The 14,638-nt window shown below is 69.3% G+C and carries 13 protein-coding genes; 12 read left to right on the plus strand and 1 reads right to left on the minus strand.

The window, feature by feature from the left end:
* Window positions 1-49: 49 nt before the first annotated feature.
* From nirB to PGB26_RS10690, 4 genes are read left to right on the plus strand one after another with little or no spacing between them, the layout of a single operon-like run.
* Window positions 50-2,629: a nitrite reductase large subunit NirB gene (nirB, locus tag PGB26_RS10675; protein ID WP_271637590.1), complete on the plus strand. Its 2,580-nt coding sequence runs from the start codon at window positions 50-52 to the stop codon at window positions 2,627-2,629.
* Window positions 2,626-2,988 carry a nitrite reductase small subunit NirD gene (gene nirD / locus PGB26_RS10680; RefSeq protein ID WP_071643690.1) on the plus strand — a complete coding sequence of 121 codons (363 nt, stop codon included), beginning with the start codon at window positions 2,626-2,628 and terminating at the stop codon, window positions 2,986-2,988. The genes nirB and nirD overlap by 4 nt, the downstream gene beginning before the upstream one ends.
* Entirely contained in the window at window positions 2,985-3,755 is a 771-nt protein-coding gene (cobA, locus tag PGB26_RS10685) for a uroporphyrinogen-III C-methyltransferase (protein WP_071643689.1), read from the plus strand. The genes nirD and cobA overlap by 4 nt, the downstream gene beginning before the upstream one ends.
* The gene (locus PGB26_RS10690) at window positions 3,752-4,879 is read left to right on the plus strand and encodes a uroporphyrinogen-III synthase (protein WP_271637591.1); all 1,128 of its coding nucleotides are present in this window, start codon (window positions 3,752-3,754) and stop codon (window positions 4,877-4,879) included. Before cobA ends, PGB26_RS10690 begins: the two co-directional genes overlap by 4 nt.
* Before the next feature lie 65 nt (window positions 4,880-4,944).
* On the opposite strand, the gene PGB26_RS10695 is transcribed toward PGB26_RS10690, so the two are convergent.
* On the minus strand, window positions 4,945-5,778 hold the full coding sequence (locus PGB26_RS10695; protein ID WP_099196114.1) for a formate/nitrite transporter family protein: 834 nt from the start codon (window positions 5,776-5,778) through the stop codon (window positions 4,945-4,947).
* 168 nt (window positions 5,779-5,946) lie between these two features.
* On the opposite strand from PGB26_RS10695, the gene PGB26_RS10700 reads away from it, so the two are divergent.
* From PGB26_RS10700 to PGB26_RS10735, 8 genes are all read left to right on the plus strand, one after another.
* Window positions 5,947-7,272 (plus strand): replication-associated recombination protein A, encoded by a 1,326-nt coding sequence (locus PGB26_RS10700; RefSeq protein ID WP_271637592.1) that lies wholly within the window; start codon window positions 5,947-5,949, stop codon window positions 7,270-7,272.
* Between the two features lie 283 nt (window positions 7,273-7,555).
* Entirely contained in the window at window positions 7,556-8,134 is a 579-nt protein-coding gene (locus PGB26_RS10705) for a hypothetical protein (RefSeq protein ID WP_271637593.1), read from the plus strand.
* Window positions 8,135-8,301: 167 nt separating this feature from the next.
* The gene (rpsD, locus tag PGB26_RS10710; RefSeq protein ID WP_099196950.1) at window positions 8,302-8,931 is read left to right on the plus strand and encodes a 30S ribosomal protein S4; all 630 of its coding nucleotides are present in this window, start codon (window positions 8,302-8,304) and stop codon (window positions 8,929-8,931) included.
* A 62-nt stretch (window positions 8,932-8,993) separates the two neighbouring features.
* Window positions 8,994-9,182, plus strand: coding sequence for a hypothetical protein (locus PGB26_RS10715; RefSeq protein ID WP_271637594.1), 189 nt, complete (start codon window positions 8,994-8,996; stop codon window positions 9,180-9,182).
* 64 nt (window positions 9,183-9,246) lie between these two features.
* Window positions 9,247-11,907, plus strand: coding sequence for an alanine--tRNA ligase (gene alaS / locus PGB26_RS10720; protein WP_271637595.1), 2,661 nt, complete (start codon window positions 9,247-9,249; stop codon window positions 11,905-11,907).
* Window positions 11,904-12,386, plus strand: a complete 483-nt coding sequence (gene ruvX / locus PGB26_RS10725; protein WP_271637596.1) for a Holliday junction resolvase RuvX — start codon at window positions 11,904-11,906, stop codon at window positions 12,384-12,386. The genes alaS and ruvX overlap by 4 nt, the downstream gene beginning before the upstream one ends.
* Window positions 12,379-13,809 carry an endolytic transglycosylase MltG gene (gene mltG, locus PGB26_RS10730; RefSeq protein ID WP_271637597.1) on the plus strand — a complete coding sequence of 477 codons (1,431 nt, stop codon included), beginning with the start codon at window positions 12,379-12,381 and terminating at the stop codon, window positions 13,807-13,809. The genes ruvX and mltG overlap by 8 nt, the downstream gene beginning before the upstream one ends.
* A gap of 1 nt (window position 13,810) precedes the next feature.
* Window positions 13,811-14,635, plus strand: coding sequence for a shikimate dehydrogenase family protein (locus PGB26_RS10735; RefSeq protein ID WP_271637598.1), 825 nt, complete (start codon window positions 13,811-13,813; stop codon window positions 14,633-14,635).
* The last annotated feature ends 3 nt before the right edge of the window (window positions 14,636-14,638 follow it).

Below are 14,638 nucleotides of genomic sequence, written 5' to 3' on the forward strand. Positions count from 1 at the left end.
TCGCGAAACACACGTTGCGTAGCTTCGGGTCTGACGGAAGGGGGGCCGGATGGCAATTCAGAACACCACAGCCTCAGAGGTGCTCGTGATCGGCGCCGGGATGGTGGCACATCGCTTCGTGGACAGTCTGCTCAGCGGCGCCGACGCGGGGCGATCGGTGACCGTCATCGGCGAAGAAGGGCATCCGCCGTACGACCGGGTGGGTCTGACGTCGTTCTTCTCCGGGGCGACTGCGGAGGACCTCGCGCTCGACAGCGCGGTCCTCGCCGATGAGCGGGTCACCTACCTCGGCGACGACCCCGCGGTGCGGATCGACCGTGAGTCGCGAACGGTGAGCACCGTGTCCGGTGCCGTGCACTCGTACGAATCGCTCGTGCTCGCCACCGGCTCGTCGGCACCACGTGTTCCCGTAGAGGGCAACGATCTGCCCGGCTGCTTCGTGTACCGCACACTGGACGACGTCACGGCCCTGCGCACGCACGTGCAGGAGCGGTTCGCGGTGCTCGGGCGTCCGCTCCGAGGCGCAGTGGTCGGTGGCGGCCTGCTCGGCCTCGAGGCCGCCGGCGCCCTGCAGGGCATGGGCGTGGAGTGCACGGTCATCCAGTCCGCCGACCGCCTGATGTCCGCTCAGCTCGACGACGCGGGCGGTCGCATGCTGCAGCGCCTGATCGAGGCTCGCGGCGTCGAGGTGCGCACGCGCAGCCGCACAACGAGGATCGCATCGGACGATTCCGGCTGGGTGCGCCGGGTCGACTTCGAGCAAGGCGGACATCTTCCCGCCGATGTCGTCGTCTTCACCGTCGGCGTGCGGCCCCGTGACGAGCTCGCACGTGCCGCGGGAATCGCGGTCCACGCGAACGGCGGCGTGCTGATCGACGACGCGTGCCGCACCTCCGACCCGCGCATCCTCGCCATCGGGGAGGTCGCGAGCTTCGACGGGCGCTGCGTCGGGCTCGTCGCCCCTGGTTACGCGATGGCCGAGGTCGCCGCGAGCGGCCTGCTCGGCCGGCCCGCGGCCTTCCCCGGATACGACGACGCGACGAAGCTCAAGCTCTCCGGGGTCGACGTCGCCAGCTTCGGTGACGCGATGGCGACCACGCCGAACGCTCTGGACGTGGTCTACGCCGATCCGGTCGCCGGGGTGTACAAGAAGCTCGTGCTCTCGGATGATGCGCAGACGCTGCTCGGTGGCATCCTCGTGGGCGATGCCAGCGCCTACGGCGAACTTCGCCCGCTCGTCGGAGCCGCGCTGGGTGGCGACCCCGCCGCGTATCTGATGCCGGAGGAGCAAGCCGGGACGCCGACGCGCGAACTGCCCGACGCCGCAGTCGTGTGCTCGTGCGCCGACGTCACGGCAGGGCGCATCCGCACCGCGGTCCACGAGGAGGGCTGCGCCGACGCTGCGGCGGTGAAGGCCTGCACTCGTGCAGGTGCGACGTGCGGTTCGTGTGTCTTCATGGTCTCGAAGATCGTCGGAGCCGAGCTGGCCAAGACCGGCCGCGCCGCATCGACCGCGCTGTGCGAGCACTTCGACATGTCGCGACGGCAGCTGTTCGACGCGGTCCGCGTCTCCGGGCTGACGACGTTCAGCACCGTCATTGCGCGCTTCGGACACGGCCGCGGGTGCGACATCTGCAAGCCCGCACTCGCGGGGATCCTGGCGGTGCTCGTCGGCGATCACGTGCTCGAGGGTGAGAACGCGACCCTGCAGGACACGAACGACCACGTCATGGCGAACATGCAGAAGGACGGCACGTACTCGGTCGTGCCCAGGATGCCGGGCGGCGAGGTCACCCCTGCCGGCCTCATCGCGATCGGCCGGATCGCCGACGAGTACGGGCTGTACACGAAGATCACGGGTGGCCAGCGCATCGACATGTTCGGCGCACGCCTGGAGCAGCTTCCCGAGATCTGGGGGCGGCTCGTCGACGCCGGATTCGAATCCGGTCAGGCCTACGGCAAGGCGCTGCGCACCGTCAAGTCCTGTGTCGGGTCGACCTGGTGCCGTTACGGAGTGCTCGACTCGGTCGGCATGGCCGTGCGTCTCGAGCTGCGCTATCGGGGGCTCCGCGCACCGCACAAGCTGAAGCTGGGCGTCTCGGGATGCGCGCGAGAATGCGCGGAGGCCCGCAGCAAGGATGTCGGCGTGATCGCCACCGAGCAGGGCTGGAACATGTACGTCGGCGGGAACGGCGGCTTCTCCCCTCGCCACGCGCAGCTGTTCGCGTCCGGCCTCGACGACGACGGGCTCATCCAGGCCATCGACCGGTTCTTCATGTACTACATCCGCACGGCCGACCGGCTGCAGCGCACCGCAGCGTGGTGCGAAGACCTCGAAGACGGTCTCGACGGGCTCCGCAGCGTCGTCTTCGACGACGCGCTCGGCATCTGTACCGACCTGGACGCGGCGATGGCGCGTCACGTGGATCGCTATGAGGACGAGTGGGCCGCCACCCTGCGCGACCCCGAGAAGCTGCGACGCTTCAGTTCCTTCGTCAACGCCGCCGACACCCCCGACCCCTCGCTCGCCTACGTCCCTGTGCGCGGGCAGGTGCGCCCCGCCACCGAGGCGGAGCGCACGGCGGGCGGCATCCTGATCGCCGGAACCACCCTGGAGGTGCGCAGATGACCATCGCCCACAGTCTCGACACGCTCGTCCGCGCATGCGCGCTGACCGATCTCGAGGTCGAGAGAGGGCGCGCCGCCCTCTTCGGCAAGACGCAGATCGCGCTCTTCCTGCTCGCCGACGGCACGGTGCACGCGGTCGCGAACCTCGACCCGTACAGCGGGGCGCAGGTGATGTCTCGCGGCATAGTGGGCACCCGCGACGGCGCCCCCACCGTCGCTTCGCCGATGCACAAGCAGGTGTTCGACCTGCGCACCGGTCTGTGCGTCGCCACCCAGGGACGGCCGCCCGCGACGCTGCGGGTATGGCCCGTGGTCATGCACGACGGCGACGTGCTCATCCACCTCGGGGAGCTGCGATGACGATGCTCGGCAGAGTGGACCTCGTCGGCGGCGGCCCCGGTCCGGCCGATCTGATGACGGTGCGCGCGGCGCGTCTCATCGCCGAAGCCGACGTGATCGTGTTCGACCGGCTCGGCCCGGCAGCCGAGATCGTGCAGGGACTCGACCCTCGCGTGCTGGTGATCGACGTGGGCAAGCAGCCCGGTCATCACCCGGTTCCTCAGGAGGAGATCAACAGGCTTCTCGTGATGCACGCGGCGGCCGGCCGCCGGGTGGTGCGTCTGAAGGGAGGCGATCCCTTCGTCTTCGGCAGGGGAGCGGAGGAGATGCAGGCGTGTCTCGTGGCGGGTGTGCCGGTCGACGTGACCCCGGCGCCGAGCAGCGCGATCGCCGTTCCGCAGGCGCTCGGCATTCCCCTCACGCATCGCGGCACGGCCGCCGCGTTCCACGTCACCACCGGGCATCGGGGCATCGACGCGACCACGCTCACGGCCATCGCGGATCCCCAGGTTACGACCGTCATCCTGATGGGAGTGACCGCGCTTCCCCGTCTCGTCGACACGGCACTGCGACACGGCATCGCACCCGGCACGCCGATGGCGTTCATCGAGAACGGCCACACGCGGCAGCAGCGCTCGATCCGCACCACCCTCGGCAGTGCGGCAGCGGATGCCAGGACGATGGGGCTGCGCAATCCCGCGGTCATCGTGATCGGCGACGTCGCGCGAGCCGGGCTGCTCGCACCGGTCCGGCCATCTCCGGTACCCGTGGGAGCAGTGTCCGCGTGACGCCTGGCCGACTGCCGGATTCCGCTCTGGCGGGATGCGCGATCGTCGTCGTCGCCGATCGTCGCGCCGGCGATCTCGCCGTCGCGCTCGAACGTCGCGGCGCGACGGTGCAGCGTGCGCCCGCTCTCAGCATCCTGCCCGCCGCCGATGACGAGCTGCTCCTCGAACGCTCGCGCGAGCTCGTCGCCCAGCCGCCCGACACCGTCGTGGTCACCACCGGGGTCGGGCTCCGCGGCTGGATGGATGCCGTCCACGAGCGCGACCTGCACCCGCAGCTGACCCACGCGCTGTCGCAGGCGAGATTCATCGCCCGCGGACCGAAGGCGCACGGAGCCATTCAGCAGGCGGGGTTCTTCGCCGACTGGGTGGCGAGCACGGAGACGTCCGCCGAGGTGGCGGAGCATCTCATCGCCCGCGGCGTGGAGGGTGAGCGGATCGCCGTGCAGCATCACGGCGCGGGCTCCGACGGACTGGACGAGCTGCTCACCGCACACGGCGCGACCGTCGTGCCCCTCATCGTGTACAGGTGGGGCCCGCCGCCGGATGCGGGCCTCGTGCGCCGCTCGGCTGAGCAGGCCGCCTCCGGAGCCGTGGACGCGCTGCTGTTCACGTCGGCGCCGGGCGCTGCGGAATGGCTGCGCATCGCCGAGATCGCCGGGTCGCTCGCCGCGATCCGCCGGCGCGCGGAATCCCAGCGGCTGCTGCTGGCCGCCGTCGGTCCGATCACCGCGGCGCCGCTCCGGGATGCCGGCCTGCGGACGGCGGTCGCCGCGCGCGGACGTCTGGGTTCGCTCGTGCGGTGCGTCGTGGAGCATTTCGCGGCCGGGGCGCCCTTCGCCACCACAGCGGCGGGCGCGCTCGAGGTGCGCAGCGGTGGTGCGCTGATCGGTGATCGCTTCGTGCCACTGTCCCCGGCATCTGCGGGTGTGCTCGGCGCACTGTTCGATGCCCGAGGGAGCGTTCTCTCGCGGGAGGAGCTGGGGCGAGTGCTGCCGCGGGGAGGCCAGAGTCCGCACGCCGTCGAGATGGCGGTCGCGCGTCTGCGCGAGGCGCTCGGCGACAGGCGCGCCGTGACGACCGTGGTCAAACGCGGGTACCGGCTGGCGCTCGACGAGCGGCTCTGAACACGCGCCGACGGAGAGGCACCTCGCGTGCCTCTCCGTCGGCCCGTCCGTGAATGCACCTGCGCTCACACCATGACGGAACGAGACTCCTCCGCGGGCTGCCGGACAGAGCTGCCGCCGTGCGTCAGATAGAGGGGGAGTCCGACGAAGAGCAGTCCGCCCACGAGGTTGCCGACGACCGTGGGGATCTCGTTCCAGATCAGGTAGTCCCACAGCGTGAACTCCCCGCCCATGAGCAGGCCGGAAGGGAACAGGAACATGTTCACGATCGAGTGCTCGAAGCCCATGTAGAAGAACAGCATGATGGGCAGCCACATGGCGATCACCTTGCCCCCGACGGTGTTCGACGCCATCGCCAGCACGACGCCGGTCGACACGAGCCAGTTGCACAGCATTCCGCGGATGAACAGCGTCAGCATGCCGGCGAGGCCGTGATCGGCGTATCCGACGGTGCGACTGTGGCCGATCTCGCCCAGCGCGCGGCCGACCTCGTTCGGCTCGGCTGAGAAGCCGTAGGTGAAGACCGCGGCCATGAGCACGGCGACGAGGATCGCGCCGCAGAGGTTGCCCAGGAACACCAGGCCCCAATTGCGGAGCATGGCAGGAACCGTGGCACCGGGGCGCCGTGCGAGGACGGCGAGAGGACCGAGGGTGAACACGCCGGTGAGCAGGTCGTAGCCGAACAGGTAGAGGATGACGAAGCCGACGGGGAAGAGCACGGCGCCCAGCAGCGGCTGGCCGGTCTGCGTGGCGATCGTCACGGCGAAGGCCGCGCCGATGGTGAGCAGGGCTGCGCCCATGAAGGCCCGGATCAGAGTGTCGCGTGCGGACATCTGCATCTTGGCGGCGCCGGCGTCGAGCATGTGGCCGACGAGTTGGGCGGGCTTGACGTAAGACACGAGTACCTCCTAGGAAAGGAGCCCGGTCGGGCTCTCTCGAGGACAGCGTGGTCCAGCGATGTTTCCGAGGTTCGTGTGTGTGGTTACGCCTATGGAACCAAGTTCTCACCTCGCCCGCGCGGCGCTGTGAGCAAGACGGGTGTCGCTCGCCCCGACTAGCCTGGGAGGATGACCTCCGCGCCCCTGCTCTCGGGACAGACACCGCTCGCCGTGCGCATGCGGCCGGTCTCGCTCGACGAGGTGGCCGGGCAGCAGCATCTGCTGCGCGCGGGGTCGCCGATCGTCGCCCTCGCCGATCCGGATGCCAAGGCGCCCGGCGCGGTGTCGATCATCCTCTGGGGTCCGCCCGGCACAGGCAAGACCACGCTCGCTCAGGCCATCGCCCGTTCCTCGGGGCGCCGGTTCGTCGAGCTGTCGGCGATCACCGCCGGGGTCAAGGACGTACGGGAGGTCATGCAGGAGGCGATCACGCAGCGCGACCTCTACGGCCAGACCACGATCCTGTTCCTGGATGAGATCCACCGGTTCACGAAGGCCCAGCAGGATGCCCTGCTGCCCGGCGTCGAGAACGGCTGGGTCATCCTCATCGCGGCGACCACCGAGAATCCGTCGTTCTCGGTGATCTCGCCGCTGCTCTCGCGTTCGCTGCTTCTGACACTGAAGCCCCTCACCGACGACGACATCGGCGTGCTGCTCGACCGTGCCGTGGAAGACGCGCGCGGGCTGGCCGGCGCGGTGAGCGTGTCCGATGATGCGCGGGCGGCCCTGATCCGTCTCGCGTCGGGGGATGGGCGCCGTGCTCTCACCGGACTCGAGGCGGCCGCGGCCGTCGCGCTCTCGAAGCACGAGGAGGGTGAGGAAGTCGTCACGGATGAGGACGTCGCCCAGGCCGTCGATCGGGCGCTGCTGCGCTACGACAGACAGGGCGACGAGCACTACGACGTGATCAGCGCCTTCATCAAGTCGATCCGCGGGTCGGATGCCGATGCGGCGGTGCACTATCTGGCACGGATGATCGAGGCGGGGGAGGACCCGCGGTTCATAGCCCGTCGACTCGTGATCTCCGCTGCGGAGGACGTCGGTCTCGCCGACCCGCAGGCGCTGACGATCGCGACGGCCGCCGCCGATGCGGTCGCCTTCATCGGGATGCCAGAGGGGCGCATCCCGCTCGCCGAGGCGACGATCTACCTGGCGACGACCGCCAAGTCGAACGCCGCGTACGCGGCGATCAATCAGGCGATCGCGGACGTGCGGGCCGGCGGATTCGGCCGTGTGCCGATCCACCTCCGCGATGCCCATTACGCCGGAGCGAAGCGCCTCGGGCACGGCAAGGGCTACCGCTATCCGCACGACAGCGACGCGGGCATCCTGCCTCAGCAGTACCTGCCCGACGAGCTCGTAGGGCGGCGCTACTACGAACCGAAGAACCTCGGTGCCGAGCGCGACATCGCGCCTCGCCTCGAGCGCATCCGGAAGATCCTCGGCGATCGCTGAGACGATCAGGTATCAGCGGACATCTTCTTCATGGGGCGCCGAGCGCCGCGTCGAGGAGGACGGTCATGATCCACGGTCTGCGCACACGCGCCGGTGCGCTGTTCGCCCTGGTGCTGGTGATCGGCACCGCGATTCTGGCGGGCTGCGCATCGGCGGCCGCACCGGGCGGAACACCGCCGGAGAACGGTGGCGATCCCGCGCGCCCGCTGCTGACGACCCCGCACGCGGCCACGGTGATCGAGTCGGGCGACGGCGGCGGGCAGATGTGCATCGGCCCGCCGCGATGTCGTATCCGCCGCAGTGCGGCGGACCGGCGCTGGTCGGCTGGGACTGGGCGGAGTGGAGCGGAGCGTACGCCGAGTCGGGCGGCGTGCGCTGGGGCGAGTTCGCGCTGACCGGCACGTTCGACTCCGAGGCGCTCACCTTCACCCCGGAGACCATCGAGCCGTGGCGGGACGATCGGACGGTCGCCGACGATCGTTCGCGGGTCCCCACCGCGGGCGCCGGTGCGACACCCGAGCAGCAGCTCGCCGAGAGCGCCTCGTCACCCGAGCTGACCATAATCAACGTCCGCGTCGTCGGCGATCTCGAGGCCGGGACGATCGAGCTGCGCCGGATCTGGGGCGGGATGCTGTGCGTCAGCGGGGCCACGCGCACGCAGTCCGAGCTGCAGGAGATCGCCGACGACATCGTGGCCGAGACGCCGCAGGGAATCCTCTCGATCACTGCAGACGGCATGGTCGGGCGCGTGAACGTCGAGGTGATCCACGATGACGGCACTCTGCGACATGACGTGGATGCGGAGTACGGCACCGGCGTCGTCGTCGTGACCTCGTCTCTGCGTCCGGCATCCAGCGAGTGAGACCGGCTATCTGTTAGCATTGACCGGCTCGAAACAGAGTTTTCGGGCATCCCTCCGCTCCTGCATCACTTCCCGACGCGCCCCGGCGTGCGCGACGAGAAGGAGGAAGCGAGGCGATACGCCCGTGAGGCGCGAAAGACGCGTCCACGTCACGGAAGGAACACTTCGTGGTCACGAAGTCCCAGGACCGCCGCAAGGTCCGTCTCAGCCGTGCGCTGGGAATCCCGCTCACCCCGAAGGCCGCCCGCTACCTCGAGAAGCGTCCCTACGCTCCCGGCGAGCACGGCCGTACCAAGCGCAAGGCCGACAGCGACTACGCCGTCCGCCTGCGTGAGAAGCAGCGTCTGCGCGAGCAGTACGGCATCCGCGAGAAGCAGCTGCGCATCGCGTTCAACGAGGCTCGCCGCAAGGACGGCCTGACCGGTGAGAACCTGGTCGAGCTGCTCGAGATGCGTCTCGACGCCCTCGTGCTGCGTGCCGGCTTCGCCCGCACCACCGCGCAGGCTCGCCAGCTGGTCGTGCACCGTCACATCCTCGTCGACGGTCAGCTCGTCGACCGCCCGTCGTTCCGCGTGAAGCCGGGTCAGCTCATCCACGTCAAGGCCAAGTCCGAGGCTCTCGAGCCGTTCCAGGTCGCAGCAGCCGGCGGTCACGCCGAGGTGCTCCCCCCGGTGCCGGGCTACCTCGAGGTCGAGCTCGACAAGCTGCAGGCACGCCTGGTCCGTCGTCCGAAGCGCGCCGAGGTCCCCGTGACCTGTGAAGTGCAGCTCGTCGTCGAGTACTACGCAGCCCGCTGATATCAGCATCCGCACGAGAGGCGTCGGGGATTCCCCGGCGCCTCTCGTCGTAGGATGGAGCGATGAAGAGACTGTCCTGGTTCCTGCTCGGCGTGATCGGCGGTTTCGTCGCCGCTCACTTCATGAACAAGGACCCACGCGGACAGGAGATCTTCGCCGACCTCGACGCCCGTCTGTCGCAGGTCACTGCCGTCATCGGCGACGCGTATCGGCAGCAGGAAGCCCGCCTGTCCGACCCCGCAGACGACTGAACCCGATTCCCACCCGCCGCGCGCACCGACGCGGCGCTTCCACGCAAGGAATGCCACGAGCTCTATGAAAACTGCGGAGATCGCGCAGCGTTACCTCGACTACTTCGAGAAGAACGACCACCTCATCGTCCCCTCGGCATCCCTGGTCAGCGACGACCCGTCGCTGCTCTTCACCGTCGCGGGCATGGTGCCGATGATCCCTTACCTCACGGGTGTCGTCCCCGCTCCGCATCCGCGTATCGCCGACGTGCAGAAGTGCATCCGCACCAACGACATCGAAGAGGTCGGGCGCACCGCGCGCCACGGCACGTTCTTCCAGATGCTCGGCAACTGGTCGTTCGGGGACTACTTCAAGGAAGGCGCGATCCGCTACGCCTGGGAGCTGCTCACCTCCTCCGAGGCCGACGGCGGGCTCGGGTTCGACGAGAAGGACCTGTGGGTCACCGTCTACGAGACCGACGACGAGGCCGAATCCATCTGGCGCGACATCATCGGCTTGAAGCCCGAGCGCATCCAGCGGCTTGGCCGCGCAGACAACTACTGGAACACGGGTCAGCCCGGCCCCGGCGGCCCCGACTCGGAGATCTTCTTCGACCGCGGGCCCGCCTACGGCAAGGACGGCGGACCAGCCGTAGATGATTCGCGGTTCCTCGAGATCTGGAATCTCGTGTTCATGCAGGAGTTCGTCGAGAACGTCCGCAGCAAGACCGAGTTCGACATCGTCGGCGAGCTGCCGATGAAGAACATCGACACGGGCATGGGTCTCGAGCGCGTCGCCTTCCTGAAGCAGGGCGTCGAGAACATGTACGAGACCGATCAGGTGCGACCGGTTCTCGATCGCGCCGTCGAGCTCTCCGGCAGGAAGTACGGCGCCGTCCACGAAGACGATGTGCGGTTCCGCGTGATCGCCGACCACGTGCGCTCGTCGCTCATGCTGCTCTCCGACGGCGTGCGCCCATCCAACGAGGGTCGCGGGTACATCCTGCGCCGCCTGATGCGTCGCACGGTGCGATCGATGCGCCTGCTGGGCGTGGACGCACCGTCGTTCCCCGAGCTCTTCGCGGCCTCGAGGGATGCCATGAAGTCGGCCTACCCCGTGCTCGAGACGGAGTGGTCGACGCTCTCGTCGGCCGCGTTCGCCGAAGAGGAGACCTTCCGTCGCACTCTCGCCCAGGGCTCGACGATCCTCGATCTCGCCTTGGACGACACGAAGAAGAAGGGCGGGGCCACGCTCAGCGGCTCCGAGGCCTTCCTGCTGCATGACACGTACGGCTTCCCGATCGACCTCACCCTCGAGGTCGCCGAGGAGGCAGGGCTCGACGTGGATCGCCCCGCGTTCGACGCGCTCATGAAGGAGCAGCGCGACCGCGCCAAGGCCGACGCGCGCAACCGCAAGCGTCAGCTCGCCGACGTCTCGGTGTACCGGCAGTTCCGTGCGCTGGGCGAGACGGGCTTCGCCGGCTACACCGACCTGCAGACCGAATCCCGTGTGCTCGGACTGATCGTCGACGGCGCACCCGCACAGAGCGCCACCGAGGGCCAGATCGCCGAGGTCATCCTCGCCGAGACGACGCTGTACGCCGAGTCGGGCGGACAGGTCGCCGACAAGGGCACGATCGTGGGCGCCGGGTTCGAGCTCGACGTGCTCGACGTGCAGCGTCCGGTTCCTGGTCTCATCAGCCACACCGTGCATGTGGCGACCGGCACGATCTCGGTCGACGATCGCGCGACCACGGTGGTCGACGCCGCCAACCGGCGTGCGGCTCGGCAGGCCCACTCGGCCACGCACCTCGTGCACGCAGCTCTGCGCGACACGCTCGGCAAGACCGCGACCCAGGCCGGCTCGCTCAACCGTGCGGGCTACATGCGCTTCGACTTCTCATGGTCGCAGCCGCTGTCGCTCGAGACCCGCTCCGAGATCGAGGAGATCACCAACCGCGCGGTGAACGACGCCCTCGAGGTCACCACCCGCATCGTCTCGCTCGATGAGGCCAAAGAGGCCGGCGCGATGGCGCTGTTCGGCGAGAAGTACGGCGACGTGGTCCGGATGGTCGACATCGGCGGTCCCTGGTCGCGTGAGCTGTGCGCAGGCACGCACGTGACCACGAGCTCGGAGATCGGCCTGGTGAGCCTGGTCGGCGAGTCGTCCGTGGGTGCGTCCAACCGACGCATCGAGGCTCTCGTCGGGCAGGACGCCTTCCGCGAGCTGGCCGCCGAGCGCACGGTCGTATCGCAGCTGACCTCGGCGCTGAAGGCACCGCGCGATCAGCTCGGCGCTCGCATCGAGGAGCTGCAGGCGAATCTGAAGGCAGCCGAGAAGCGCATCGCGCAGTTCGAGGCGAAGGAGCGCGAAGGGCGCGTCCCGGCTCTCGTCGAGGCAGCCGTGCAGGTCGGCGGCTACCGCGTGGCATCCGCGTCGCTCGGCGAGGTGGGCTCTGCCGACGACATCCGCACGCTCGCTCTGAGCGTTCGCGAGCGTCTCGGCTCCGACGCTGCCGTCGTGGCGTTCGGAGGCATCGTCGGCGGTCGCCCGATCGTCGTGGTTGCGACGAACGATGCCGCCCGCGCAGCGGGCGCCAAGGCCGGTGCACTCGTGCGCATCGCCGCCGGCATGCTCGGCGGCGGCGGGGGTGGGAAAGACGACGTCGCTCAGGGCGGGGGGACGGATGCCTCGGCTCTGGACGCCGCGCTCTCGGCGATCGTCTCGGAGCTCGGAGGAGCGTGAGCGGCTTCCGCCGCGGAACCCGCATCGGCATCGATGTGGGCAAGGCGCGCATCGGCGTGGCGCGCTGCGATCCCGACGGCATGCTGGCCGTGCCGGTGGAGACGGTGCCGCGGTCGGAGACGTCGATCGATCGCATCCTCGAGCTCATCGCCGAGTGGGAGCCGTTGGAGGTCGTGGTGGGTCTGCCCGTGAACATGCGCGGCGAGGAGACGCTGTCGACCGCAGACGCACGCGACTTCGCCGAAGAGCTGCAGCGCCGCTCCGGCCTCGACATCCGGATGGTCGACGAGCGACTCAGCACCGTCAGCGCGCACACCGCACTGCGCGCGTCGGGGCGAACGCAGAAGAAGTCTCGTAGCATTGTCGATCAAGTAGCCGCAGTGGTGCTGTTGCAGCATGCCGTGGACACCGAGAAGAGCACTGGAAAGCCCGCCGGTGCGTTGATCCCCTCTGCCCAGGAGCCCCCGCGCGATGTCTGACCCGAACGATCGCAGATCCGACTCACTCGGCGACTTCTTCGACAACGTGCCCACCGCGTCGACGCCGTCGCCCGAACGAGAGGTGCGTGACGAGCCAGCACCCGGCTCACGCCGGGCACTGCGCGAAGCCGCCGCCCGCGGAGCCTCGGAGCAACGCCCGTCGGAGCAGCGCCCTTCGGATCAGCAGATGTCGGATCAGCCGATGTCCGGCGACCACGTGGCCGGGCCGCAGGCGCAGGCCGAGCGCGCTGCCGCAGAGCCACGGACCGGTACCGCGAGCGGACCGGAAGAGCCGGAGCAGCAGTCGCTCGACGCGCTGTTCGCCCCCGAGGCGGCAACGCACGGGCCCCGCCGGCGTCGGGGTCGGGGCTGCCTGATCGCTCTGATCGTGCTGCTGGTGATCGGCGGCGTCATCGCGGGTGCGGGGGTCTGGGTCTACAACACGTATCAGACCCAGATCGACGACATCATGGGCTGGGGCGAGCCGAAGGACTACGAATCGGGCATCGCCACGGGCGAGGCGTTCGTGACCATCAAGAAGGGTGACACCGGGTCGCCCGTGTCGACGGCGCTGTTCCAGGCGAAGGTCACCAAGACCGACCGGGTGTTCTACGACTACCTGATCGAGAACGATCCCGATGTCACCTTCTATCCCGGCGTGTACAAGCTGCAGCAGAAGATGACGGCTGCGGCGGCGCTGAAGGCGCTCAGCAACCCCGAGAACCGCATGGCCAACACCGTGCGCATCACCGAGGGCAGCACCGTCGTATCGTCGCTGCCTCGAATCGCCGAAGGCGTGGGGATACCTCTCGAGGAGCTGCAGGCCGCCGTTCAGGATCCGTCCGTCTACGGCGTCGCGGCACAGAACCTCGAAGGATGGCTGTTCCCCGCCATCTACACGTTCGATCCCGGCGCCACCGCGCAGGACGCGATCGCCGCGATGGTCGACCGCACCAGAGAGTCGCTGGCGAAGGCCGGCGTCGCTGCCGAAGACGCGCAGCGCGTGCTCACGATCGCTTCGATCATCGAACGCGAGGCGCGCACCGCCGATTTCGCCAAGGTGTCGCGAGTCATCGCGAACCGCGTCGCCGACGGCATGATGCTGCAGATGGACTCGACCGCGCAGTACGGCTACGGAGAACTGCACGCCGGCAAGGCGAGCACCTCCGAGGCCGCGCAGCACGATGACAACCCGTGGAACACGTATGTGATCACCGGGCTGCCGGCGACGCCGATCGCGAACCCGGGCGACGCCGCCATCGATGCGGCCATGCACCCCGCAGACGGCCCGTGGCTGTACTTCGTCACGATCGACATGTCCACCGGTGAGACCCAGTTCTCCGAGACGTACGAGGAGCACCAGCAGGGCATCAAGAAGATGCGCGCATGGTGCTCGGCGAACCCCGACTACACGGGCTGCTGACATGTCCGGGCGCAGTCGCCTCGCCGTCTGGGGCGATCCCATCGAGCACAGCCGTTCGCCGCAGCTGCACACCGCCGCCTACCGCCATCTCGGCCTCGAGTGGACATACGAGCGGCGGCAGGTCGACAGGACGGGTTTCCTTCCCGCTCTGTCGTCGCTCGACGACTCGTGGCGGGGGCTGTCGCTGACCATGCCGCTGAAGGAGGTCGCGCACGATGCGGCCGACGAGCTCGACCGGCATGCGGCGCTCACGGGGGCGGTGAACACGCTGCTTCTCGGCGAGACGGCGCGCGGCTTCAACACCGACGTGGGCGGCATCGTCGACGCCTTCGCCCACGCCGGTGTCATCGGTGTTCGTCGCGCGCGCGTCCTCGGTGCGGGGGCGACCGCCGCATCCGCGCTGGTCGCGCTGAGCGACCTCGGTGCGACCGAGGTCGAGTTCCGCGCGCGGCGCCCTGAGGCGGTCGACCGGCTGCGCCCGACCGCCGAGGCCCTCGGGGTGCAGCTGAACACCGTCGACTTCGCAGCTCCCGCATCCGACGTCGATGCGACGGTCGCGACGCTGCCGAGCGGTACGGTGCTCGACGCCGACATCGCGATGCCGCTCGCGGCCGTCGGCGGCACCCTCTTCGAAGCCGCCTATGCGCCGTGGCCGTCGGCTCTCGCAGCCCTCTGGCCGTCGCCCAACGTGATCTCCGGCTTCGAGATGCTGCTGTTCCAGGCCGTCCGCCAGATCCGCATCTTCCGCGACGGAGATCCGCAGCGGCAGCTGCCCGATGAGGCCGTCACAGTCGGCATCATGCGGTCGGCCGTCGTGGGAGACTAGAGC

This window comes from Microbacterium sp. nov. GSS16 (genome assembly GCF_028198145.1).
Taxonomy (GTDB): Bacteria; Actinomycetota; Actinomycetes; order Actinomycetales; family Microbacteriaceae; genus Microbacterium.

Excerpts from the sequence above, each read along its gene's own strand:
- PGB26_RS10700 (WP_271637592.1), top strand. The coding sequence starts at position 5,947 with ATGACCTCCGCGCCCCTGCTCTCGGGACAGACACCGCTCGCCGTGCGC.
- cobA (WP_071643689.1), top strand. The coding sequence starts at position 2,985 with ATGACGATGCTCGGCAGAGTGGACCTCGTCGGCGGCGGCCCCGGTCCG.
- mltG (WP_271637597.1), top strand. The coding sequence starts at position 12,379 with ATGTCTGACCCGAACGATCGCAGATCCGACTCACTCGGCGACTTCTTC.
- PGB26_RS10735 (WP_271637598.1), top strand. The coding sequence starts at position 13,811 with ATGTCCGGGCGCAGTCGCCTCGCCGTCTGGGGCGATCCCATCGAGCAC.
- PGB26_RS10705 (WP_271637593.1), top strand. The coding sequence starts at position 7,556 with ATGTCGTATCCGCCGCAGTGCGGCGGACCGGCGCTGGTCGGCTGGGAC.
- nirB (WP_271637590.1), top strand. The coding sequence starts at position 50 with ATGGCAATTCAGAACACCACAGCCTCAGAGGTGCTCGTGATCGGCGCC.
- alaS (WP_271637595.1), top strand. The coding sequence starts at position 9,247 with ATGAAAACTGCGGAGATCGCGCAGCGTTACCTCGACTACTTCGAGAAG.
- PGB26_RS10715 (WP_271637594.1), top strand. The coding sequence starts at position 8,994 with ATGAAGAGACTGTCCTGGTTCCTGCTCGGCGTGATCGGCGGTTTCGTC.
- nirD (WP_071643690.1), top strand. The coding sequence starts at position 2,626 with ATGACCATCGCCCACAGTCTCGACACGCTCGTCCGCGCATGCGCGCTG.